The sequence below is a fragment of the Clostridium chrysemydis genome (assembly GCF_015234215.1).
Taxonomy (GTDB): Bacteria; Bacillota; Clostridia; order Clostridiales; family Clostridiaceae; genus Clostridium; species Clostridium chrysemydis.
In genome coordinates, this window is sequence record NZ_JADEKP010000001.1 from 753,231 (window position 1) to 776,201 (window position 22,971).

The window sequence follows — 22,971 nt, forward strand, 5'->3', positions numbered from 1 at the left end:
TACCATTTATTTATAATGAGTTTTAATTTGGAGGGTATTAATTATGGAAATTATTAAGAGTATAAAAAAATATGCAAATACTGATAGAATAGCACTAAAATGTGATGGAGAAGATTTATCTTATAAAGAACTTGAAGATTTTTCAGAAGCTATCGCAGCTTACCTTTTAGAAATAAATAATGATAAAACACCAATAATTATTTACGGAAATAAAGATAATTTAATAGTTCCTTGTATGATAGGTGCATTAAAATCAGGAAGAGCGTATATTCCTTTAGATGTTACTTTCCCAGTAGAGAGAGTATTAACAGTTTCAGATGAGGTTCATCCTAAAGTAATAGTAAATCTTTCAGATAAAGATAATGAAGAGTTTAATACAGATATAAAAGTAATTAATAAAGAAGATCTTAAAAAGATAATAAATGATTATAAAGGCATCGAAATTACTTGTGATAAATATGTTAAAGAAGATGAAAACGCATATATATTATTTACTTCTGGAAGTACAGGAAAGCCAAAAGGAGTTCAAATAAGCAGCAATAACTTAGATAACTTTAATAAATGGATAATCGACTACTTAAAAATAGATGATAGCGGTATGACTGTAATGAATCAAGTTTCTTATTCATTTGATGTATCGGTTATAGCTTTATATGGTGGATTAATTAATGGTGCAACATTATTTTCTCTATCAAAAGAAACTATGGGAAATTTCAAAGAGTTATTTGAACAATTCAGTAATTCAAATATAAACCTTTGGATATCAACTCCATCATTTGTAGGAATATGTTTAAATGAAGATAGCTTTAATGAAAACATGATGAAAGAATTAGATTCTATGATTGTTTTAGGAGAAGTTTTATCAAAGAATTTAACTAAAGAAGTTATGGGAAGATTCCCTAAAATGAGAATGATGAACGGGTACGGTCCTACAGAAGCTACAGTTGCAGTTACTGCAATTGATGTAGATGATGAAATTTTAGAAGATGAAAAAAGTATTCCAATAGGATATGCAATGGATGGTATAGAAATAAAAATAGTTGATAAAGATGGAAACGAAGTTGAAGATGGAGAAAAAGGCGAAATCATAATGATTGGTAAGTCGGTTTCAAAAGGATATTTTAATAATCCAGAAAAGACTAACGAAGTATTCTATACTACAAAAGATAACGAAAGAGCTTATAGAGCTGGGGATATTGGATACAGAATAGACGGAAAGATATACTACTGCGGTAGAAAAGATTTCCAAATAAAGCTAAATGGGTTTAGAATAGAAATAGAGGATATTGAAAATAACTTATGTAGAGTTCCAAATGTAAGAAATGCAGTTGTTCTTCCAGTTTACAAAGACGAAAAGATTGCATACTTACAAGGTGTAGTAGAATTAAAAGAAAAGAATGATTTAAGCAATTTAAAAAATGGAATGCTAATTAAGAAGGAATTAGAAAAATTAATTCAATCTTACATGGTACCTAGAAGTATAAAGATTGTTGAAGATTTCCCTATTAACACTAATGGTAAAATTGATAGAAAGAAACTAATGGAGGAAATGTAATGACTTTTTCACAATATGGAGATTATCTGTATCTTTATATACTTTTATTAACTTCAATACCAGCAATAATTCTTGGTATTTGTGAGAAAAAGATTAAATATTACGGAATGATTGCTACTCTTTTTATGATTTTAATCATAGTAGGAATCAATGTACAATTTAAATTCTTATGTATATTTGTAATTTGGGAACTTATTATAGTTTACGGTTACTTATACGTTAGAAAGAAGACAGATAACATAATAATATATAGATTATTTCTATTTGGATCAATGTTACCTGTAATTTTAAATAAGATATCACCATTTTTCAATTATATAATTCCTGAAACTAAATTAACAGTAATAGGTTTTATAGGGATATCTTACTTTAACTTTAGGGTTATACAAATAGTTATAGAAATATTTGACGGTGCAATAAAAGAAATAAAAATGAGTACATTTTTATACTTTGTATTATTCTTCCCAACATTAAGTTCAGGTCCCATTGATAGATCTAGAAGATTTGAAAAGGACTTAGATACTGAAATTTCAAGAAGTGATTACATAAATGATTATTTAATGCCAGGTTTATTTAAAATATTCCAAGGTGTTTTATACAAGTTTGTAATAGCACTGTTAATTAATACGCTTTGGTATTCAAAAATACCAACAGACCATTTCACATTTATGAGAGCATACCAATATATGATTTCATTTACTTTATACTTATTCTTTGATTTTGGAGGATACAGTTTATTTGCGGTAGGTACAAGTTATATATTTGGTATAAAAGCACCAGATAACTTTGATAAACCATTTTTAAGTAAAGATATGAAAGAATTCTGGACTAGATGGCACATATCACTTTCAAGATGGTTTGGTGATTATATATTCTCAAGATTTGTTATTAGTTCTATGAGAAAGAAAAGATTCAAAAAGAGAACTACAGCAGCACATGTTGCTCAAATGATAACAATGATTACAATGGGATTTTGGCATGGAGTTACATGGTATTATATACTATACGGGGTATATGAAGGTTTAGTTTTAGTTTTAACAGATATATATCAAAAGAAATCTAAATTCTATAAATCACATAAAAAAGCCCGTTGGTTTAGTTATGTACAAATATTTATAACATGGCATATAGCAGGCTTTGGTATGCTTTTATTCTCAGGATATTTCGCACTACTAAAGTAATTTAATATAAAAAAAGGAGATTTTTAAAATGCAAGAAAAAGTAATAGAAATTTTTGAAGAAGTAACAGGATGCGACGAGATAAGAGATGATTTAGAGTTAGATCTATTTGAAGCAGGACTTTTAGACTCATTAGCAATAATAGAGGTATTATTACAAATTGAAGAGAAATTAGGAATTAAATTACAACCAACTGATCTTGAAAGAACAGATATGGCAACTGTAAATAACTTAGTTTCATTCTTAGAGAGCAGATAATTAAGAGAGGCATATAAAGCCTCTCTTTTTTTTTATACCACTTTTTTATTTCTTGAAGGATAAAATAAAATGATTGTCGAATAATAATAAAGACATAAAATTTGTGGAGGTAAACTTAAGTGGAAGAGTTTAAGGGTTTAAGTTATGAAGAGTATCTAAAGAAAGCTACAAATGAGCATTTAGATATGATAAAAGAACAAGAGGAGTTATCTGTTATTAGTGGTGAGGGGATCTATGAGGCTAGAAACGTTAGTGAGGATATAGTCTTAAAAGTGTATTCAGAAACTAGGTGCAAGGATGCAGCAACAGCATTACCGATTCTACTAGAAATGAGCAAAATAAATCCTAAAATAAAATTAGAGTTTTTTAGTTTAGAGGAAAATAAAGAAAAAATTATAAATTTGATAGGAAAGGCAAAGATTCCAACAATTCTTAGGGTCGATAAAGACGGAAATGTTTTAGGAAATTACATAGAGTTCCCAGAGTCTGTTAACAAAAAGATAAATGATTCTAATAAAGAAAAATTAGTTACAGAGTTTAGAAGTGGGATTTACAGCAAAATAATCGAAAATGAATTCATAGATTTAATTAAAAAAGAAGCTTATTAAGTTAAGCTTCTTTTCATTTTTTATATTCAAAGATTTTTTGACTTATATTTAAGGGTGATAGATTTAAAGCCTATTTTATGCATTAATTCCTTATTTAGTGTTACAAAGGTATTTAAGTTATTCATTTTGTAGGAGGTAGCCCTTTGTGTTAATTTTTCTAAAGAAAGTAAGTTATATAAAATATAGTTTCTAACTTTTGAAAAGTTTTCGTCTATATTAGATATTTCATTTAAAATTGTTAAATCATAGTTTAATATTTTTAAAGTTAAAGATTTTATTCCTTTAAAAAGATTATATGGAAATAGAAACTTGTTACTGATATAAACAATTACTATTCCAAGGATAACAAAGATAAGTCTATTTACAGTAATTAGTTTTAGGTTTGTATTTAAAGATGCAATTGATAAAGATGAAATAGCTGTAAAAAAGGAAAGTTTGTTATATTCTTTGAATCCGTAAGCTAAAAATAAGGAAATTATAAGAATAAATATAGTGAAAATCTTGTTTTGGAATAAAGTTAGTAGAATTAATATTATTAGTATACCTATAATATTACTTAAAGCTCGTTCCTTTCCCTTAACTAATGTATCTTCATAATAAGGCTGCATAACTGACATAATAGTAATAGATGTCCATAAAAATTTGTAAAAGGAAACTATGTTAGATAAAAAAAGAGTAAGAGTTAGAGTTAAACCTATTCTAAGTGCAAAATTGAAACGAATATTTGAAAGTTTAAGATTTTCTTTTGTATAAAACTTTAAAGAAAACATTTCAGAAGTTTTCCATTCAGAATATTCGAGCTTTAATAATGAATAATCTAAATTTCTTAAGGTCAAGATATTTGATTTTATAATAGTTAAAGATTCTGTTAGTGTTTTATAGTTAGCACTCTTATATCTAGATATAAATAATTCTAATATTGAAATTATATAATTTAAGTCCTTTTTAGTATTTAAAGATTTTAATATCTCAATAAAAGTATTTTTAAGGTCGTAAAGAAGTTTAGGGTCTATAGATCGAATTAGAAAATGATTCTCTTTTAAAAATATATTGATAATTTCAAGGGATAATGCAATTTCATATCGTATATTCCCAAGTACAGTTACTGTATGTTTTTTTGATTTAGTTTTGTATACTTTGTAGATATTTGAAGATGTAATATTAATGTGATTTTTATATAGTGAATTATCAAATGTACTTATAAGTAAAGAGTTTGCTTGAGATGATAATATCTTAAGAGAACTAACTAATACTTCTTTTAAGAAAGAAACCTTAGTTTTAGATTCATATAGTTTCAAATATAAAAAAATGAGTGTTACACAAAATATAACAGAAAGATACCTAAGCTTTAAACTATCAAAATCTTTTGGGTAAAAGGAAGTAAAAACATAAAGCATTATAAAGGGTTTATAAATCTTAGGATTAAACCTTGCTGTAAAAAAGTATGCAATTAAAAATATAGAACTAAAGTTTATAAAAACCCCAAAGTAAATATTTAAAGAGGCTAAAAAGGATAGGGATATTATTAAAATGTCTAATATTATTAAAGATATATATTTTTTAAAAGGTTTAACGTTTAAATTTTCAAAAGAAAGAGCAATAGATGTTAAGGTTATAGGGAAAGCAAGCATAGCATAGTTTTCACCAAAAAGTAGTACTATAAAAAGCATAGAAAAAAAGGCTATACTTCCGTATTTAATCATTGAATTTACGTTTAAGTTAATTTTATTTAAGAAGTCATTAATCATATTTATCACCAATATTAGTTTTTAAATTATGCCTATAATTTATACATAAAATATACCTATAGAGATTTCTTAAAAAATTATTTCATTATTATTAAATAAATAAAACAAAGTTGATATTTGTTACTGTTAGAATAAAATATATGGTATAATTTCAGATGTACGTTATTTAAGATATGATAAGGGGGAATTTATGAAGATTGATTGGAATAAGAAATATAATACAATTTCAGTTTATGCCTTTTTAGTGGTATCAGCTATAATCTTATTTTACAATTTTATTACAGGAATAGATTCAGTTAAAACTAAACTAAATGGATTCATATCTATAATGATGCCGTTTATAATAGGATTTACAATTGCATATTTGCTAGATTTTATTTTAAGATTTTATGAAATAAAGGTATTTTCTTATAAACCCTTTAAAAACTTTTTAAAAAAGTTTAATTGCAAAAGGGGACTTGGCTTAGTTTTTACATATTTAACAGCTTTAGCTTGTGTCTTTTTATTTATTCAGTTTGTACTACCACAACTTGTAGATAGTATCTTTGGATTAGTAAATGATGTACCAGCTTACGTAGAGAGTGCAACTAAATTCATAAATGAAACTATAAATGGATTAAATCTAGATCCATACTATATGACTATGATTTCAGAAAAGATAAATGATTTAGTCGAATTTTTAATTAAGGCTTCAGCTAATCTTATTCCTATGATAGGAAACCTTATAACAGGACTTTTATCTAGTGTCTGGAATGTAGTTTTAGGTTTAATAGTTTCAATATATCTTTTAATAGAAAAAGAAAAGTTTTTTGCACTTGGTAAAAAAGTGACTTATGCTGTTTTTAGCGAAAGTATAGCAAAGAGAATTCTTGAACTTACAGATAGAAGTAACAATACGTTTGGAAAGTTTTTAAGCGGTAAAATATTAGATTCATTTATTATTTGGGTAATTACATTTGTAATTTTAACAATTGTAAAAATGCCATATACAGTATTAATATCAGTCATTATTGGAATAACAAACATAATTCCTTTCTTTGGACCTTTTATAGGTGCAGTTCCGGCTGTTATTATTGTATTATTTGTTTCTCCACAAAAAGCATTATTATTAGTTATTATAATATTTATAATTCAACAGTTGGATGGAAATATTATAGGCCCTAAAATACTTGGAGATTCAATAGGAATATCTGCTTTTTGGATACTATTTTCAATTTTAGTTACAGGGAAATTACTTGGATTAGTTGGGATGATTATAGGAGTTCCACTTTTTGCAGTTATTTATTCAGTAATCAAAGAAATAGTAGAAGAAAAACTTAGAAAAAAGGGATTAGACCAGGATACTAAAAGTTATTTGTAAAATACAGATATTTGCATTTGGAAATTATAAAAAGTATAATTATTAAAGCATATTGCTGTGTACTAATTGCACTTCTATGCATATATATAGAAGTGCGATGTTTTAGTTATTGATTTTAAATTGGGGGATTCGCAAATGGATGAAAAAAAGAAAAAAATATTAAAAATTGGAATCATATCTGTTAGTGTCATTTTGGGAATCTACTTAATCTTAAGCGTGTTCTTTATGAACAGATTTTACTTTGGAACAAAAGTAAATGGTATAAATATAGGTGGAAAAACTATACAAGCAGCTAAAGATAAAGTAAAAGAAGAAATAGATTCATACAATCTAGAAATAGAAGGTAGAGATGGATTTAAAGCTAATATATCAGGAAAAGATATAGACTTAAAATTCAATGATACAAATCAGATAGCAAATCTTAAAGAAAATCAAGAGGCTTTTAAGTGGCCTAGTGGTGTTTTAAGTAAAAAAGAAACTAATCTAAATGACTATGTAACTTATGATAAAGAAAAACTTACAAAGGTTATAAATAATTTAGATTGCTTCAAAAAAGACAAGATTACAAGCCCTAAAAATCCACAGTTTATTTATAAAGATGGAAACTACGAAGTGGAAAAAGAAGTTATGGGTAACAAATTAAACAAAGAAGCTACTGTAAATGCTATAAAAGATGCTATAGCTAATGACAAGCCTTCTTTAAACTTAGAAGAATCTAAGGCTTATATAGATCCTAAATATACTACTGAATCATCTAAAGTAAATAAAACAAAAGATACTTTAGATAAATATGTAAAAACAAAAGTAACTTATACTTTTGGAGATAAAACTCAAGTAGTTGATGGTTCTGAAATAAACAAGTGGCTTTACGTTGATGAAAATTTAAATCCTCAAATTGACTATAATAAGGTCAGTGCTTTTGTATCTGGACTTGGAAGAGCTCATAATACAATTGGACAAGGAATTATGTTTAAGGCAACTGATGGAAGAATGGTAACAGTACCAGGTGGTAACTTTGGTTGGCAAATAAGTAATTCAGGTGAAACAGAAAAGCTTATTTCAGATATTAAAGAAGGAAAAGATGTTACTAGAGAGCCTGTATATGCTTTTAAGGGAATAGTACAAGGTTCAAACGAAATTGGAAATACTTACGTTGAGATTGATTTAGGAAAGCAACATCTTTGGTATTATAAAGATGGAGCATTAGTTGTAGAAAGTGATATAGTTACAGGTAACGAATCAAAGAAATTCTCAACACCTCCTGGGTTATTTAGACTTAATTACAGAGAAAGAAATGCTACTTTAAAAGGTGAAAATTATTCAACTCCAGTTAAGTTCTGGATGCCTTTTAATGGTGGAATAGGCCTTCATGATGCAAATTGGAGAAATAAATTTGGTGGAGACATTTATAAAACTAATGGATCACATGGTTGCGTAAACTTACCACCTCCGGTAGCTGAAACAATATTTAATAATATTTCAGCTGGAACTCCTGTTGTATGTTATAATTAATTAAAAGAAAACCATGTTAGAATTTTTTAACATGGTTTTTCTTTGTAAAATATTAAAGTATAGGTGATGAAGATGGAAGAATTAATAAAAGCTATAGATGAAATAACTTCAGATGAAGTTTTTAAAATAGTATTAAGTAATAAATTAAATAAAGAAATAGAATATAAAAAAGTAGTAATTGAGAAAAAAGAGATAAATAAAAAGGAACTTTATCAAATAGAAAGATTTACAGAAAAGCAAGTTTTTCATGAAAACATAAGTTTAGAAAAAATAAAAGAATCTTTCATTAAAGAAGTAGCTGGAAATTATAAGCAAGCAACAGTAATTGCAAAAAACAATACATACGATTTAAGAATATCCAAAAAAGGAAAAGTATTTTTAGGGAAAAAACCAAATGGAAATATAGAGTTAAAACCTAAAAATCATAACAAAGAAAAAAATTATATTTTAAAAGAAGGAGAGTTTATAAAACCTCTTATAGACCTAGGTGTATTCACTAAAGAAGGTAAAGTAGTAAAATCTAAATATGATAAATATAAACAAATTAATAGATTCTTAGAAATAATAGATGATGAAATAAAAAAATCTGATTTTAAGGAATTAACTATATTAGATTTTGGTTGTGGAAAGTCATACTTAACTTTTGTTTTATATCATTATTTTGTAAATATTAAAAAAATTAAAGTTAATATGATAGGATTAGATTTAAAAAAAGATGTAATTGAAAAATGCAATAAAATTTCAAAAGAGTACGGTTATGAGAATTTAAAATTTGAATTAGGGGATATTAACGGGTATAAGTATACAGATAAAGTTGATATGGTTATAACTCTTCACGCTTGCGATACAGCTACAGATTATGCTCTTTATAATGCAATAAAATGGAACACTAAAATGATATTCTCTGTTCCTTGCTGCCAGCATGAATTTAACTCTCAGCTAAAGAGTGGAGATTTTAATATAATCGGAAGATACGGAATAATTAAAGAGAGAATAGCGGCACTTATGACAGACTCTGTAAGAGGAAATCTATTAGAAGCTGTAGGTTATAAAACTCAAATACTTGAATTTATAGACATAGCACACTCTCCTAAAAATATTTTAATTAGAGCTACTAAAGGAAAGGTAAGCAAAGAAAAGAAAGAGAAACTAATAAAAGAAGTTGATAATTTAAGCAAAGAGTTTAACTTAGATTCAACACTTTACAAACTACTAAAGGAAGATAAGTTTTTATAGTATTAAATAATAAATATTATTAGTTGATAAAAGATACAATATACTGTATAATTAAATTATAAATTTGATTGTGGAGGAAACGAATGTTAAATATAGGATGTCACTTATCTACTTCTAAAGGATTTACTAATATGGGAAAAGAAGCACTTAGCATAGGTGCTAACACTTTTCAGTTTTTTACTAGAAATCCTAGAGGTGGTAAAGCTAAAGATATAGATGAAAAAGATGTAGAAGGACTAATTAAAATAATGGAAGAAAATAATTTTTCTAAAATATTAGCCCATGCTCCATACACTCTAAATGCGTGTTCAGCAAACGAAGATACTAGAAAATTTGCTGTTGAAATGATGAGAGATGATCTTTTAAGAATGGAATACCTTAAAGGAAACCTTTATAATTTCCACCCAGGAAGTCACGTTAAACAAGGGGTAGAAGTTGGAATAGACTTAATAGTAAAAATGTTAAATGAAGTTATGTTCGAAGAACAAACAACTACAGTTTTATTAGAAACTATGGCAGGTAAGGGTACTGAAGTTGGAAGAAACTTTGAAGAGATTGCAGAAATAATAAATAGAGTGGAACTTAAAGATAAAATGGGAGTTTGTTTAGATACTTGCCATGTATTTGATGCAGGATACGATTTAGCTAACGACTTAGATTCAGTATTATCTGAGTTTGATAAAATAATAGGCTTAGATAGACTTAAAGCTATTCATCTAAACGATACTAAAAACCCATTTAAAAGCCACAAAGATAGACACGAGAAAATCGGAGAGGGATATTTAGGGTTAGATGCTATAACTAAAATTATAAATCACCCAAAACTTAAAGGAATTCCATTTTTCCTTGAAACTCCAAACGAATTAGATGGCTACAAAAAAGAAATTGAATTATTAAAAAGTGTATATAGAGATTAATATCATATTTTATATAGTTAAAAAGATAGGAATTTAATCCTATCTTTTTTTATTCACACATTTTCTTTTTAAAATGTATAGATTCATCAGAGTTTTTATATCCCCAGTCACACATAGCTTCAAGAACTGGATATAAAGTTTTACCTTTTTCAGTTATTGAATATTCAACTTTAGGAGGAACAGTAGGGTATACAGTTCTATCTATTAAACCATCAGATTCTAATTCTCTAAGCTGATTTGTTAAAGTTTTTTGAGAAGTATGTATAATAAAAGATTTTATTTCACTAAACCTTTTAACTCCATCTTCAATTAATAAGTATAATATAATCGGTTTCCATTTACCGCCTATAGCCTGTAAAGTTACTTCAATTTCACATGTTAAATCTTTCATAAAAAGCCTCCAAAGTGATTAGTGTTACCTTAAGGTTACTATGTAACAAAAAAGTGCGTACTTATAATTATAAAATAACTTGTGTATACTAATCAATAGATTGATAAACAAAAGGAGAGTAGGATATGAAAAAATTAGTTGTAATTACAGGTGCAAGTTCAGGGATTGGGAAAAGTATTGCAGAAAGCTTTTCTAAAAACGGATATCCTGTTTTATTATTAGCTAGAAGAGCTAATCTTATGGAGGAAATGAATTTAGAAAATTCAATGTGTAAATCAGTAGATGTTTCAGATTTAGAGTCTGTAAAAAAAGCTATAAAAGAAGGAGAAGAAAAGTTCGGTAAAGTTGATTTACTTATAAACTGCGCTGGAGTTATGCTTTTAGGAGATTCTAAAAATCAAGATTTTGCTGAGTGGAACAACATGATAGATGTTAATATCAAAGGTATACTTACAGGAACTAACGTGGTTTTGAAGGATATGGTAGAGCGTAATGAAGGAACAATAATCAATATAAGTTCAATTGCTGGAAGAAAGACTTTTGATAATCATGCAGTTTATTGTGGAACAAAATACGCAGTTCATGCGATTACTGAGAGCATAAGAAAAGAAGTATCAAACAGCAGCGTTAGAATGATAACTATAGCACCAGGAGTAGTTGAAACACCTTTATTATCACACACTAGTGATGAAGGAATAAAGGGAGACTATAATACTTGGAAGGAAACTATTGAGGGTGGATTAGATACGAAAAGAATCGTAGAGTGTGTAGAATTTGCATACAATATGCCTCAAGATGTTTGCGTAAGAGAAATAGTTATTGCAAAAACTAAGCAAGAAGATTAAAAGACACCAAAATCGGTGTCTTTTTTTACATCTTAGTACATTTAAAAAATACTCCGTCTTGTAGATATACAATATACCCATCTTGGATAAGTATTTCATCAAAAGCACTATTAGGATTTGTACTGCTTGTAATATCAATAACATTAATAATATCGCCTTTTAAACCAGTACCATTTAAATCTTTCATATTAAAACCTTTTGCAAAGGCAGTACTTTTTAAACTAGATTCTAAATAACTAGGTTTATCTATAGTAATTCCAGTTGCATTATTTTTATAAGAGTCTTTTCCTAAAACTAATGTTTTTCCAACTGGTGCCTCATTATTTGTACTTATAGCTGTTTTACCTATAACTTTTGAAATCTTCCAAGTTCCAAAATATTTTGATACGTTACTATTTGTATCAGATTCATTATCCTTGTTTGCAGAACTTGAATTATCTTTTGAAGGAGCGTTAGTTTTATCCTTATTAGATGAATTTTCAGTTTTACTTGGGGCTTTAGTTTCTGTATCTTTTTTTGTAGTGTTAGTATCATTAGAATTATCTTTTTTAGCCTCATCAGTGCTATCTGTAGTTTTATCGTCTTTTTTAGCTTCGGTTTGTGTTTGATCAGAAGTATCACCTGAACTAGTATCAGGGGTTACAGTTTCTGTAGATTCAGTGTTTGAATTGCTATCAGCTGTTTTGTTTTGATCAGTACCACAAGAAACAAAGAAAAGAGAACTACATAAAATTAATCCTAAAATTAAAGTTCTTTTCATAAATTCTTCCTCCTATATTGTTATAAAATTATTATATACTTATTTTGGATTATAGCGGTAACAAATTTATTTAAATGGAAGATAAAAATAAAAAGAGGCAACTAAAAGCTGCCTCTAAAAGTTATAAATTACATTTTTTCGTGGAATGTTCTATTTATAACGTCTAATTGTTGTTCTCTAGTTAATTTTATGAAGTTAACAGCATATCCTGAAACTCTGATAGTTAATTGAGGATATTTTTCTGGTTGCTCCATAGCATCTAATAAAGTTTCTCTATCAAACACGTTAACATTTAAGTGGTGAGCTCCTTGTGAGAAGTAACCATCCATTAATGTGCTTAGGTTTGAAACTCTTTGACTTTCATCTTTTCCAAGAGCTCCTGGTATTATTGAGAAAGTATTTGAAATACCATCTTGTGAGTGCTCGTATGGTAATTTTGCAACAGAGTTTAATGATGCAAGTGAACCACTATTATCTCTTCCGTGCATTGGGTTAGCACCTGGTGCAAATGGTTCTCCGGCTTTTCTACCACATGGAGTAGTACCAGTTTTCTTACCATAAACAACGTTTGAAGTTATAGTTAATACTGATTGAGTGTGGTATGCGTTTCTGTAAGTTTTATTTTGCTTAATTTTAGTCATCATGTTTTCAACTAAGAATTTAGCTATTTCATCTACTCTATCATCATCATTACCAAATTTAGGGAAGTCACCTTCAACTTCGAAGTCTATTGCGATTCCTTCTTCGTTTCTTATTGGCTTAACTTTAGCATATTTTATAGCTGAAAGTGAGTCAGCACAAACTGAAAGACCTGCTATACCACAAGCCATTGTTCTAAATACATCTCTATCGTGTAGAGCCATTTGTAATGATTCGTAAGCATATTTATCGTGCATGTAGTGGATGCAGTTAAGTGCATTTACATATACGTTAGCTAACCAATCTGTCATAGCATCAAACTTAGTCATAACTTCGTCATAGCTTAAGTATTCGCTAGTGATTGGAGCTATCATAGGACCTACTTGAGCCCCAGATTTTTCATCTTTTCCACCGTTTATAGTGTAAAGAAGTGTTTTAGCTAAGTTAACTCTAGCACCGAAGAATTGCATTTGCTTACCAACTCTCATTGCAGATACACAACAAGCTATAGCATAATCATCTCCCCAGTATTCTTTCATTAAATCATCATTTTCATATTGAACTGAACTTGTATCTATTGATACTTTAGAACAGAAATCTTTAAAGTTTTGTGGTAAATTTGGTGACCATAATACAGTTAGGTTTGGTTCTGGTGATGGTCCTAAAGTGTATAATGTGTTAAGCATTCTGAAAGAGTTTTTAGTAACTAAAGTTCTTCCATCTATACCGTTACCACCGATTGATTCAGTTACCCAAGTTGGATCTCCTGAGAAAAGATCGTTGTATTCTGGAGTTCTTAAGAATTTAACTAATCTTAACTTCATTACGAAGTGGTCCATTAATTCTTGAGCTTCCTCTTCAGTTAATGTTCCATTTTCTAAATCTCTTTCTATAAAAATATCTAAGAAAGTAGAAGTTCTTCCAAGTGACATTGCAGCACCGTTTTGTTGTTTTATAGCTGCTAAATATCCAAAGTATAACCATTGAACTGCTTCTTTAGCATTTTCAGCTGGTCTTGATAAGTCAAAACCATAAGTTTGTCCAAGTTGGATTAATTCTTTAAGAGCAACTATTTGATCTGAAATCTCTTCTCTTAATCTTAAAGTATCTTCATCTAAGTTTTTAACTTCTAAGCTTTTCTTTTGATTTATTTTATCTTCTATTAATCTATTTACACCGTAAAGAGCAACTCTTCTATAGTCACCTATTATTCTTCCTCTACCGTAAGCATCTGGAAGACCAGTAACTATACCAGCTCTTCTTGCAGCTCTGATATCATCTGTATAAACATCAAAAACACCTTGGTTATGAGTTTTTCTATATTTACTGTAAATTTCTGATATTTTAGGATTTATTTCATATCCATAAGATTTAGCAGAAGTTTCCGCCATTCTTATTCCACCTTCAGGCATAACAGCTCTTTTAAGTGGAGCATCAGTTTGAACACCAACTATTTTTTCTATAGCTTGATCTATATAACCAGGCTTGTATGCATTGATTCCTGAAATTGTATCAGTATCAACATCTAAAACGCCACCATTTGCGTTTTCTTTCTTTAATAATTCACTAACTTCGTCCCAAAGCTTAGTAGTGTTTGAAGTAGCACCAGCTAAGAATTTGTCGTCTCCTTCATAAGGTTTGTAGTTAGTTTGAATAAAATCTCTAACATTTATTTCTTTATTCCATAAGCCACTTTTGAAGTTTTCCCATGCGTTTTGCATAATCAATCTACCTCTCATTACATTAAGATTAACAAAAATTTCTGTTGATAATCATTTTTAACAAAAATCATTGTCAAGATAAGATTAACATTTTAGAAACATAAAATCAATAAAATAACAAAAAAAGTAATATTCAGACAATTCAAAAAACTTATATAAATGGCGTGGTTGGGCTATTGTTGAGAAAATACTATAAAAGATAATCAATATCAATTAAAATAACAGGTCAAAAGATATTAAGTAATAATAAATATTACTTGAAAAAATTGTTTTTAAATATTAAAATATAATCAAACTTAAATTTTAAAAAAAGAGGAGTTAAATTATGAAATTTGAAGTAGATATATATAAATTAGGAGAAATACTAAGTGAACTAGAAAAGAAATATGATTTAGAGTTTATGACTAAGATATCACTAAGTGGTGGATGGTTAACTGTAGTTGGTAATTTGAAAGTTAAAAAACTTCCTAAAGAAGGATCAGGATGTAAAAGTAAAGGAAGCAATATACTTGAATTTATAATAAAAGAAGAAGAAAAAGAAGGATTAACTTTTAAAATTACAGGCGCAAAGGATAAAAAGTTTAACTTAGGTGTAGATTCAACTAGATTTAAAGAACTTGCACCTCAAAAATTAACTTTAAACGCAATAAAAGTTAATAAAGAGGAAACAAAGTTAAGAATAGATGAAGATATAATAATAAAAATAAAAGATAATAAAGAAACGGTTAAAAGTATAATAGAGACTTTATTATAAGCTACTTTAAAGACATTTCAAATATGAAATGTCTTTTTAATTTTATTAAGAAAATTTAAAATAATTCATAAAAACTAGAAAAATAATCCTAATTAAATTATAATATACATGGTTTACATAATATTAGTATAAATAGAAAAAATGTAAAAGACGGTGAAGTTTGTGGCAGAATCAATAGTAATTGCGATAATAATTGCAAAAATAAAAGGGTTTAAAATTGAAAGGCTATTTAAAATAAAAGAGTTTTACTTAATACTTTTTATGGAGCTTTTAGTTCTATATGTACAATTTAATATCTATAGAGAAAACTACTGGGTTATACAGTACGCTGGAATTTTTAAGTGTGTATATTTATTATCATATCTACCTTTAATATATAAAGTTTCTATTTATAAAGAAGCTTTAATAGGGTCAGGCTTTATTTTTCTAGGAGGGACCTTTAATAATATTGCTATTAAAGCAAATAATGGCTTTATGCCGGTTTATCCAACCCTATCGAAAATCACAGGGTATTATAAAGTTGGGGCTTTTGAAAAGGTTAACGATATACATATACTCTTAGGGAATGGAAGTAAACTTTGGTATTTAAGTGATGTTTTTGACTTAGGATATTCTGTTTTAAGTATTGGTGATATTTTAATTAGAATCTTTGTCGTAATCATAATCTATTCATCTATAAAGAAACTAAATAATAATTCAGTAGTAGGAGATGAAAAGACATGTTAAAGTTATCTTTTCTCGAAATAATTTTAAGAACTATACCCGAAAGTTTACTGTTTGTTTTAGTACCTTATATTATTTCTACAAAGAAAATTGAAGTAAGAAATTACTTTAAATCTGTTCTTATTTTATCTATATCAGTTGCTATAATAAGAATGTTTCCAATTAGTTACGGGATTCATACTTTATTAAATTTGGTTATATTAGTTATTTTGTTTAATCTTATTAACCACATAGAAATTGATATAGCTATTAAATCGGTTATATTTACAACTATACTGTTGTTGATTTCTGAAGGTGCAAATTTACTTGTTTTAAAGATATTTTTTAGTGTATCACAAATAAATAATATGTTTAAGGAGCCTTTATATAGGATGATCATAGGGTTTCCTTCAATTATATTCTTTGGGGTAGCTTTATTGATTTTATACTGGGGTAGTAAAAGGAAGCAAAAATATGGGTATTATAGAAAAAATTATAGATAAAATAGGTAGTAAAATAAATGTTAGTACAAATAAATCAAAAGAAGAAATTGAAATTATTAAATATGGTCTATTTGCATTAATACAGATGATGTTATCAATTATATTAGTGTTTATTTTGGGTCTTATATTTGGAGTGGTAATAGAGGCTATAATAGCTAGTTTTTCTATTGCGATACTTAGAAAAAGTTCAGGTGGAGTGCATGCAAGTACACCTGAAATATGTTTGATTGTAGGGACGATAATTACAATAATTATTGGAGAAATTTCTACAAAATATAGTGGAAGTTATTTATTTATGGAATTCTTAAATATCATAAGCTTTATTTTGATTATAAGTAAATCGCCGGTGCAATCTAAGAATAAACCGATTAGCAATAAAAAGAGAATAAGGTTAAAGAAGAAATCTATTTTAATTACTGTAATCATAATAAGCTTAAGCTCATTACTTTTTTATTTCGGTTATCAAAGAAGTAAAGTTAACTTTATTTGGTATGCAAATTCTATGAGTTTAGGTATGTTATGGCAAGCATTTTCTCTTACAAAAAGCGGAGAGAAGATTATGGGATTTATAGACTTCTTTTTAAATAAATATATTTTGAAGGGGGAAAATAAACTTGAAAAAGAACAATAAAATATTAATGATACTTGCAACAGTTGCAACTGCTGCCGCTTCTTTAGTAGCTACATCAGCATGTTACTGGTCATTTTATCAACCAGAAGAACCTAAATCATTAAGAGAAGAGTAGTAAAAAGAGTCGGTAATTTTTATTGCCGGCTTTTAGTATATGGAGAATGCGATGAGGGACATAGAAATTAATAAATCTAAAAAAGTTAATGACATTTTAGCAATTGTAAATTTAACATCTTTACTGTTTATAGGTATGATTATTTTACAAAAAATCAATACATTAGGAATAGATTTATATGAAAATAAATCTATTGAGGTTGGGTCTATAAGTATTTTTATTATGACAGGGATATTATTAATTATATATGCGGGTTGGAAATTTTTCTTAAAGAATAACATAAAAACAAGTAATGTTTTGTTGTCGCATAAAATTGAAGATGTACTTTATTTGATTTTATTTACGTTTTCTGTAATAATTTCCGGTGCAAATAAAAGTGAGTGCAAATTTATTTTTTTATTTCTTATTATAACTACAACAATAAGAAGTGGTTTAAGGGCTGGAGTGAAAAATGCTTTTATTTCAACAATGATAATACTTACAATAGATTTGGTGTATATGCCAAATGAGTTTATAAACAATAATTTTGAAAATGATATAATATTATCAGGGGTATTCATTCTAACAGCTTGGACATTAGGGTATTATGTAAAAATAGAAAAAAATTATATTTTAAGCTTAGAAGATTTAGTTAATAAAGACGGTTTAACTGATGTTTATAACCACAGATACTTTTATGAAGAATTAAATAGACGGATTACAGAAGCTAAAGAGACAGGCGAAGATATATCAGTTTTATTTTTAGATATAGATTATTTTAAACATTACAATGATTTAAATGGACACCAAGCTGGGGATGAAGCTTTAAAAAAGATAGGAAGTTTATTAAAGTTTCATGCAGATGATAATCATACTGTAGCTAGATATGGGGGAGAAGAATTTTCTGTTATACTTCCAAACACTTCATTAAAAGAAGGGGAAATTATAGCTGAAAGAATTAGAAGGAGCATAGAAAAAGAGATCTTCTTCGGACAAGAAGATCAACCAAATGGCAATTTAACTGTATCTATTGGAGTTTCCTCTTACCCTGAAAAAGCACAAAATGATATGGATTTAATAAAAAGTGCTGATGATGCTTTATATAGAGCAAAATTTTTCTGTAAAAATAGAGTTGAAAGTTATGTTTCTATTTTAGATGAAATTAAAAGAGATATAGATGAAAGAGATGTTGAATTAGTTACATCTATTAAGACTTTAATAAGTGTAATTAATGCAAAAGATAAATATACATATAGTCATTCAGAACGAGTAGTTTATTTTAGTAGACTATTAAGTGAAGAATTAAATTTAAATGAAAGAGAAAAGAAAGATTTAACTTACGGTGCTTATATGCATGATATAGGTAAAATCAATATTCAAAAAGAAATATTAATTAAAAAAATGCCACTAAACAATTTAGAGTGGGAAATATTAAAAACTCACCCCCAAAACGGTGCAGATATAGTAAGGCCAATTAAATCCTTAAAAAAGGTAGAACCTATAATCCTTCATCATCATGAAAGGTATGATGGGTGTGGCTACCCTAATGGACTTAAAGGAAAAGAAATACCATATTTAGCGAGGGTTTTAACTGTAGTTGATAGTTTTGATGCTATGACGTCTAACAGACCTTACAATAAAAGAAAGGATTACAAAGAAGCATTATTAGAACTGATTGAACAAAAAGGAAAACAATTCGACCCGGATATTGTAGATGCTTTTGGAAGAGTATTAACTAAAAATAAAAATATTGTCGAACAAACTATTTAATATGTTTATTATTGTTCGTAATTATGATAATATAAATATATAGATTAATTTCTATATAATAGAAATTAACCTCTCATCAAAATGAGAGGTTTTTTTTAAGGAGGAAAGGGTTTGTTTAATTTAAAAGAGCTTTATATAGCAAAAGATTTAAATGATGCATACGACACTTTAGTTAGTTCTAAAAACAATTGTGTGATAGGTGGAGGAATGTGGCTTAAGATGAGCGATAGAGCCATAAACAAAGGGATAGATTTATCTAATTTGAATTTAAATTATATTAAAGAAGAGGAAGATAAATTTATAATAGGTTCTATGACAAGTTTAAGGGATATTGAAAATTCTAAAGAGCTTAACTTAGAATTTCGAGGATACTTTAAAAAATTCTTAAAAAGTATAGTTGGTACTCAGTTTAGAAATACTGCAACTATAGGTGGAAGTGTTTATTCAAAGTTCGGATTTTCAGATATTTCTACAGGGCTTTTAGGATTAGATACATATGTTGAATTATTCCGTGGGGGGATAGTTTCACTAGAAGAATTTAATAAAATGAAATTGAATAAAGATATCTTAGTAAATATTATTATCTATAAAAATGAAAATTTAAAAGCAGAGTATGAAAGTCTTAGGCTTTCAAAAACTGATCTACCTTTAATAAATGTAGCAGTTTCTTATGATGAAAAGTCTAAAAAGTATAATATTGTAGTTGGAGCTAGGCCAAATCTTTCTAAAAGGGCAGTTAAAGCTAGTGAAATAATTTCTGAAAATTACAATAATTTAGATAAAGGTTTAGATTTAATTTCTAGTGAATTAGACTTCGGAAAGAATATGAGAGGCTCTAAAGAATATAGGGAAGAATCTAGTAAAATATTAGTTAAAAGATGTATTTTGAAAATTATGGAGGATAGCTATGAAAATAAAGGTATGGATAAATAATAAGTTATTTGAAGATGTTATAGAAGATGATACTCTACTAATTGATTATATAAGGGCTAAGGGATATAAAAGTGTAAAGAGGGGTTGTGAAACTTCTAATTGTGGTCTTTGCACAGTTTGGCTTGCTGAAAAGCCAGTTCTTTCTTGTTCTGTATTAGCAATAAGAGCTAATAATAAGAGGGTTTTAACTATTGAAGGTTTAGAAAATGAAGCTAAAGAATTTACAGATTTCCTAGCTAAGGAAGGTGCAGAACAATGCGGGTTTTGTAGTCCAGGCTTTGTGATGAATGTTTTAGCTATGGTAAAAGAATTAGATGATTTTAGTGAAGAAAATATAAAAGAATATCTTTCGGGTAATCTTTGTAGGTGTACTGGCTATATGGGACAACTTAGAGCTATAAAAAAATACCTTAAATTAAAGGGGGAACTTTAAGATGAAATATGTTAACAAAAGTATAAATAAATTAGATTCAGAAGCGATTCTTAAAGGAAAACCATTATACACTGAGGATTTAGCAGAAGAAAATGCTTTAATTGTTAAAGTGTTAAGAAGCCCTTATGCTCATGCAATAATTAAAGAAATAAATAAAGATATAGCACTAAAGGTTCCAAACATAGAGTGCATATTAACTTATGAAGATGTACCTAAAAAAAGATTTACTATTGCAGGTCAGTCTTATCCTGAGACTAGTCCTTATGATAGGCTAATTTTAGATAAAAAGGTAAGATACGTTGGAGACCCTGTTTGCATTATCGCAGGAAGTAATGAAAAAGCTGTAGATAAAGCTTTAAAACTAATAAAAGTTAAATATGATGTTTTAGATTCAATAATAGATTTTAGGGATGCTAAAGATAATAAAGTAATAATTCACGATGAAGATGATTACACTTATAAATTAGATTTAGGAATAGATAGAATGAGAAATATCTGCTCTAGCGGAGGCTTTACTAAAGGGAATGTTTTAGAGGAATTTAAAAACTGCGACGTGATAGTTGAAGAGACTTATAACACTAAAGCTAATGCACAAGCTATGATGGAGACTCATAGAACATTTACAAGTCTTGATTGTTTTGGAAGGTTAAATATAGTAAGTTCAACTCAAATTCCATTTCATGTAAGAAGGATAGTTGCAACTGCATTAGATATAGATAAATCAAAGGTTCGTGTAATTAAACCTAGAATAGGGGGAGGCTTTGGCGCAAAGCAAACTCTAGCTACTGAAATATTTCCAAGCCTTGTAACTATGGTTACAGGAAAAAGTGCTAAATATATTTTTACTAGAGAAGAGGCCTTTACAGGAAGTTCTTCAAGGCATCAAATGGAGATAAAAGTAAAAATAGGTGCAACAAAGGACGGCGAGATTAAGGCAATACAAATATATACACTATCAAATACAGGAGCCTATGGAGAACATGGCGCTGTAACTGTAGAACTATCAGGATATAAAACTATGCCTTTATATAATAGAGCAAAGGCATTAAAATTTGATTTTGATGTAGTATATACAAACACAATGGCAGCGGGAGCTTTTAGAGGGTTTGGAGCAACTCAAGGAACATTTGCAATTGAATCGGCTGTAAATGAACTAGCTGCAAAATTAAATATGGACCCAACTGAACTTAGACTTAAAAATATGGTAAGTCAAGGTGAAGTTATGGATGCATACTACGGTGAAACTTTAAATAGTTGCACATTAGATAAATGTTTATTAAAGGGAAGAGAATTAATTAAATGGGATGAAAAGTATCCAAGGGTTTCTATAGATTCAAAAAAAGTTAGAGCAGTAGGTTGTGCTATGACTATGCAAGGGTCTGGTATTTCAAGCATAGATACAGCTTCAGTGGAAGTTAAATTAATAGATGATGGTAATTATTTATTATTAGTTGGAAGCACAGATATGGGAACAGGTTCAGATACAATTTTAGCTCAAATGGTAGCAGAATGTATGGATTGCGATATAGAAAAAATTTCAGTGCATGGAGTTGATACTGACACTTCACCTTATGACACAGGTTCTTACGCGTCAAGTACAACATACGTAACAGGAATGGCAGCTATAAAAACTTGTGAAAGCTTAAAAGATATAATTTTAGATGAAGCTTCAAGAGTGCTTAAATGTAATAAAGAAGAACTAGAATTTTTAGGTGACAAAGTTAAAAGCTATGATAATTTAAAAGAAATTAGCTTAAAAGATTTAGCAAATGATTCTTTAGTTGGAGAGGGAAGGCCTTTAGGTGCTAAAAACTCTCACTCAAGTAAAGTATCACCGCCACCTTTTATGGTAGGATTTGCAGAAGTTGAAGTAGATAAAGAACTAGGAACAGTAGAACTTATTAACTATGTAGGCGTAGTAGATTGTGGAACAGTTATTAATAAAAATTTAGCTAAAGTTCAAACAGAGGGTGGAATAGCACAAGGAATCGGAATGGCACTTTTTGAAGATATTAATTATGATAAAAGAGGAAAAATGATAAACAATTCATTTATGCAATACAAGATTCCATCAAGACTCGACGTACCAAACATTATAGTAGATTTTGAAGAGAGTTTTGAAAAAACAGGACCATTTGGTGCAAAGTCTATAGGAGAAGTTGTTATTAATACTCCAGCCCCAGCGATTGCAAATGCTATTTATAATGCAGTTTCTGTAAATATTAGATCGTTACCTATAACTCCTGAAAAGATCTTTATGGAAATGAATAAAAAGTAATTACTTGTAAATTATATAAAATTATTTTATAATTTATTTTGGACAGTTCGTAAGCCTCCTGTCTTTAAACAAAACTAAGGCATAACTAAGGAATTAGGGATGGCTTTTTTGTCGTCCTTTTTTTTATTTGTGCCATTAAACTAA

Annotated in this window: 22 protein-coding genes; 18 read left to right on the forward strand and 4 right to left on the reverse strand. The window is 28.2% G+C overall.

Annotation, left to right across the window (positions count from 1 at the left end):
- Window positions 1-43: 43 nt before the first annotated feature.
- The 4 genes from dltA (at window position 44) to INR60_RS03700 (ending at window position 3,600) form a co-directional block, all read left to right on the forward strand.
- Window positions 44-1,555: a D-alanine--poly(phosphoribitol) ligase subunit DltA gene (gene dltA, locus INR60_RS03685; RefSeq protein ID WP_194190121.1), complete on the forward strand. Its 1,512-nt coding sequence runs from the start codon at window positions 44-46 to the stop codon at window positions 1,553-1,555.
- Window positions 1,555-2,736, forward strand: a complete 1,182-nt coding sequence (dltB, locus tag INR60_RS03690) for a D-alanyl-lipoteichoic acid biosynthesis protein DltB (protein WP_194190122.1) — start codon at window positions 1,555-1,557, stop codon at window positions 2,734-2,736. Before dltA ends, dltB begins: the two co-directional genes overlap by 1 nt.
- A gap of 28 nt (window positions 2,737-2,764) precedes the next feature.
- Window positions 2,765-2,992 (forward strand): D-alanine--poly(phosphoribitol) ligase subunit DltC, encoded by a 228-nt coding sequence (gene dltC / locus INR60_RS03695; protein ID WP_194190123.1) that lies wholly within the window; start codon window positions 2,765-2,767, stop codon window positions 2,990-2,992.
- Between the two features lie 119 nt (window positions 2,993-3,111).
- Window positions 3,112-3,600, forward strand: coding sequence for a thioredoxin family protein (locus tag INR60_RS03700; RefSeq protein WP_194190124.1), 489 nt, complete (start codon window positions 3,112-3,114; stop codon window positions 3,598-3,600).
- 26 nt (window positions 3,601-3,626) lie between these two features.
- Here INR60_RS03700 and INR60_RS03705 read toward each other — a convergent pair whose 3' ends face one another.
- The gene (locus INR60_RS03705; protein ID WP_194190125.1) at window positions 3,627-5,348 is read right to left on the reverse strand and encodes an FUSC family protein; all 1,722 of its coding nucleotides are present in this window, start codon (window positions 5,346-5,348) and stop codon (window positions 3,627-3,629) included.
- A 190-nt stretch (window positions 5,349-5,538) separates the two neighbouring features.
- On the opposite strand from INR60_RS03705, the gene INR60_RS03710 reads away from it, so the two are divergent.
- The 4 genes from INR60_RS03710 to INR60_RS03725 all read left to right on the forward strand — a co-directional run bounded on the left by INR60_RS03710 (window position 5,539) and on the right by INR60_RS03725 (window position 10,373).
- Window positions 5,539-6,708 (forward strand): AI-2E family transporter, encoded by a 1,170-nt coding sequence (locus tag INR60_RS03710; protein ID WP_194190126.1) that lies wholly within the window; start codon window positions 5,539-5,541, stop codon window positions 6,706-6,708.
- Between the two features lie 135 nt (window positions 6,709-6,843).
- Window positions 6,844-8,220 carry a L,D-transpeptidase family protein gene (locus tag INR60_RS03715; RefSeq protein ID WP_194190127.1) on the forward strand — a complete coding sequence of 459 codons (1,377 nt, stop codon included), beginning with the start codon at window positions 6,844-6,846 and terminating at the stop codon, window positions 8,218-8,220.
- A 72-nt stretch (window positions 8,221-8,292) separates the two neighbouring features.
- A complete protein-coding gene (locus INR60_RS03720) occupies window positions 8,293-9,456 on the forward strand; it encodes a class I SAM-dependent methyltransferase (RefSeq protein ID WP_194190128.1) in 1,164 nt (387 codons plus the stop codon).
- Window positions 9,457-9,539: 83 nt separating this feature from the next.
- Complete coding sequence (locus INR60_RS03725) at window positions 9,540-10,373, forward strand: deoxyribonuclease IV (RefSeq protein ID WP_194190129.1); 834 nt, start codon at window positions 9,540-9,542, stop codon at window positions 10,371-10,373.
- Window positions 10,374-10,422: 49 nt separating this feature from the next.
- Here INR60_RS03725 and INR60_RS03730 read toward each other — a convergent pair whose 3' ends face one another.
- Complete coding sequence (locus tag INR60_RS03730; protein ID WP_194190130.1) at window positions 10,423-10,764, reverse strand: winged helix-turn-helix transcriptional regulator; 342 nt, start codon at window positions 10,762-10,764, stop codon at window positions 10,423-10,425.
- Window positions 10,765-10,889: 125 nt separating this feature from the next.
- On the opposite strand from INR60_RS03730, the gene INR60_RS03735 reads away from it, so the two are divergent.
- The gene (locus INR60_RS03735; protein ID WP_194190131.1) at window positions 10,890-11,609 is read left to right on the forward strand and encodes an SDR family oxidoreductase; all 720 of its coding nucleotides are present in this window, start codon (window positions 10,890-10,892) and stop codon (window positions 11,607-11,609) included.
- 25 nt (window positions 11,610-11,634) lie between these two features.
- Here the strand turns inward: INR60_RS03735 and INR60_RS03740 are convergent, their stop codons facing one another.
- Window positions 11,635-12,369: a hypothetical protein gene (locus INR60_RS03740; RefSeq protein WP_194190132.1), complete on the reverse strand. Its 735-nt coding sequence runs from the start codon at window positions 12,367-12,369 to the stop codon at window positions 11,635-11,637.
- Between the two features lie 128 nt (window positions 12,370-12,497).
- Window positions 12,498-14,729: a formate C-acetyltransferase gene (pflB, locus tag INR60_RS03745; protein WP_194190133.1), complete on the reverse strand. Its 2,232-nt coding sequence runs from the start codon at window positions 14,727-14,729 to the stop codon at window positions 12,498-12,500.
- Between the two features lie 325 nt (window positions 14,730-15,054).
- Here pflB and INR60_RS03750 point away from each other — a divergent pair, with 325 nt between their 5' ends.
- The 9 genes from INR60_RS03750 (at window position 15,055) to INR60_RS03790 (ending at window position 22,827) form a co-directional block, all read left to right on the forward strand.
- Window positions 15,055-15,483 (forward strand): UDP-N-acetylglucosamine pyrophosphorylase, encoded by a 429-nt coding sequence (locus tag INR60_RS03750; RefSeq protein WP_194190134.1) that lies wholly within the window; start codon window positions 15,055-15,057, stop codon window positions 15,481-15,483.
- Window positions 15,484-15,645: 162 nt separating this feature from the next.
- Window positions 15,646-16,209 carry a DUF5317 family protein gene (locus tag INR60_RS03755; RefSeq protein ID WP_194190135.1) on the forward strand — a complete coding sequence of 188 codons (564 nt, stop codon included), beginning with the start codon at window positions 15,646-15,648 and terminating at the stop codon, window positions 16,207-16,209.
- A complete protein-coding gene (locus INR60_RS03760) occupies window positions 16,203-16,688 on the forward strand; it encodes a hypothetical protein (protein WP_194190136.1) in 486 nt (161 codons plus the stop codon). Before INR60_RS03755 ends, INR60_RS03760 begins: the two co-directional genes overlap by 7 nt.
- Window positions 16,660-17,319 (forward strand): accessory gene regulator ArgB-like protein, encoded by a 660-nt coding sequence (locus INR60_RS03765; protein ID WP_194190137.1) that lies wholly within the window; start codon window positions 16,660-16,662, stop codon window positions 17,317-17,319. The genes INR60_RS03760 and INR60_RS03765 overlap by 29 nt, the downstream gene beginning before the upstream one ends.
- 7 nt (window positions 17,320-17,326) lie before the next feature.
- Window positions 17,327-17,434: a cyclic lactone autoinducer peptide gene (locus INR60_RS03770; RefSeq protein ID WP_420797482.1), complete on the forward strand. Its 108-nt coding sequence runs from the start codon at window positions 17,327-17,329 to the stop codon at window positions 17,432-17,434.
- A 51-nt stretch (window positions 17,435-17,485) separates the two neighbouring features.
- Window positions 17,486-19,183 (forward strand): bifunctional diguanylate cyclase/phosphohydrolase, encoded by a 1,698-nt coding sequence (locus INR60_RS03775; RefSeq protein ID WP_194190139.1) that lies wholly within the window; start codon window positions 17,486-17,488, stop codon window positions 19,181-19,183.
- Between the two features lie 111 nt (window positions 19,184-19,294).
- Complete coding sequence (locus tag INR60_RS03780; RefSeq protein WP_194190140.1) at window positions 19,295-20,116, forward strand: FAD binding domain-containing protein; 822 nt, start codon at window positions 19,295-19,297, stop codon at window positions 20,114-20,116.
- Entirely contained in the window at window positions 20,091-20,549 is a 459-nt protein-coding gene (locus INR60_RS03785; RefSeq protein ID WP_194190141.1) for a (2Fe-2S)-binding protein, read from the forward strand. Before INR60_RS03780 ends, INR60_RS03785 begins: the two co-directional genes overlap by 26 nt.
- Before the next feature lies 1 nt (window position 20,550).
- Window positions 20,551-22,827, forward strand: coding sequence for a xanthine dehydrogenase family protein molybdopterin-binding subunit (locus INR60_RS03790; protein ID WP_194190142.1), 2,277 nt, complete (start codon window positions 20,551-20,553; stop codon window positions 22,825-22,827).
- The last annotated feature ends 144 nt before the right edge of the window (window positions 22,828-22,971 follow it).

Excerpts from the sequence above, each read along its gene's own strand:
- dltA (WP_194190121.1), top strand. The coding sequence starts at position 44 with ATGGAAATTATTAAGAGTATAAAAAAATATGCAAATACTGATAGAATA.
- dltB (WP_194190122.1), top strand. The coding sequence starts at position 1,555 with ATGACTTTTTCACAATATGGAGATTATCTGTATCTTTATATACTTTTA.
- dltC (WP_194190123.1), top strand. The coding sequence starts at position 2,765 with ATGCAAGAAAAAGTAATAGAAATTTTTGAAGAAGTAACAGGATGCGAC.
- INR60_RS03705 (WP_194190125.1), bottom strand. The coding sequence starts at position 5,348 with ATGATTAATGACTTCTTAAATAAAATTAACTTAAACGTAAATTCAATG.
- INR60_RS03710 (WP_194190126.1), top strand. The coding sequence starts at position 5,539 with ATGAAGATTGATTGGAATAAGAAATATAATACAATTTCAGTTTATGCC.
- INR60_RS03715 (WP_194190127.1), top strand. The coding sequence starts at position 6,844 with ATGGATGAAAAAAAGAAAAAAATATTAAAAATTGGAATCATATCTGTT.
- INR60_RS03720 (WP_194190128.1), top strand. The coding sequence starts at position 8,293 with ATGGAAGAATTAATAAAAGCTATAGATGAAATAACTTCAGATGAAGTT.
- INR60_RS03725 (WP_194190129.1), top strand. The coding sequence starts at position 9,540 with ATGTTAAATATAGGATGTCACTTATCTACTTCTAAAGGATTTACTAAT.
- INR60_RS03730 (WP_194190130.1), bottom strand. The coding sequence starts at position 10,764 with ATGAAAGATTTAACATGTGAAATTGAAGTAACTTTACAGGCTATAGGC.
- INR60_RS03735 (WP_194190131.1), top strand. The coding sequence starts at position 10,890 with ATGAAAAAATTAGTTGTAATTACAGGTGCAAGTTCAGGGATTGGGAAA.
- INR60_RS03740 (WP_194190132.1), bottom strand. The coding sequence starts at position 12,369 with ATGAAAAGAACTTTAATTTTAGGATTAATTTTATGTAGTTCTCTTTTC.
- pflB (WP_194190133.1), bottom strand. The coding sequence starts at position 14,729 with ATGCAAAACGCATGGGAAAACTTCAAAAGTGGCTTATGGAATAAAGAA.
- INR60_RS03750 (WP_194190134.1), top strand. The coding sequence starts at position 15,055 with ATGAAATTTGAAGTAGATATATATAAATTAGGAGAAATACTAAGTGAA.
- INR60_RS03760 (WP_194190136.1), top strand. The coding sequence starts at position 16,203 with ATGTTAAAGTTATCTTTTCTCGAAATAATTTTAAGAACTATACCCGAA.
- INR60_RS03765 (WP_194190137.1), top strand. The coding sequence starts at position 16,660 with ATGGGTATTATAGAAAAAATTATAGATAAAATAGGTAGTAAAATAAAT.
- INR60_RS03770 (WP_420797482.1), top strand. The coding sequence starts at position 17,327 with ATGATACTTGCAACAGTTGCAACTGCTGCCGCTTCTTTAGTAGCTACA.
- INR60_RS03775 (WP_194190139.1), top strand. The coding sequence starts at position 17,486 with ATGAGGGACATAGAAATTAATAAATCTAAAAAAGTTAATGACATTTTA.
- INR60_RS03785 (WP_194190141.1), top strand. The coding sequence starts at position 20,091 with ATGAAAATAAAGGTATGGATAAATAATAAGTTATTTGAAGATGTTATA.
- INR60_RS03790 (WP_194190142.1), top strand. The coding sequence starts at position 20,551 with ATGAAATATGTTAACAAAAGTATAAATAAATTAGATTCAGAAGCGATT.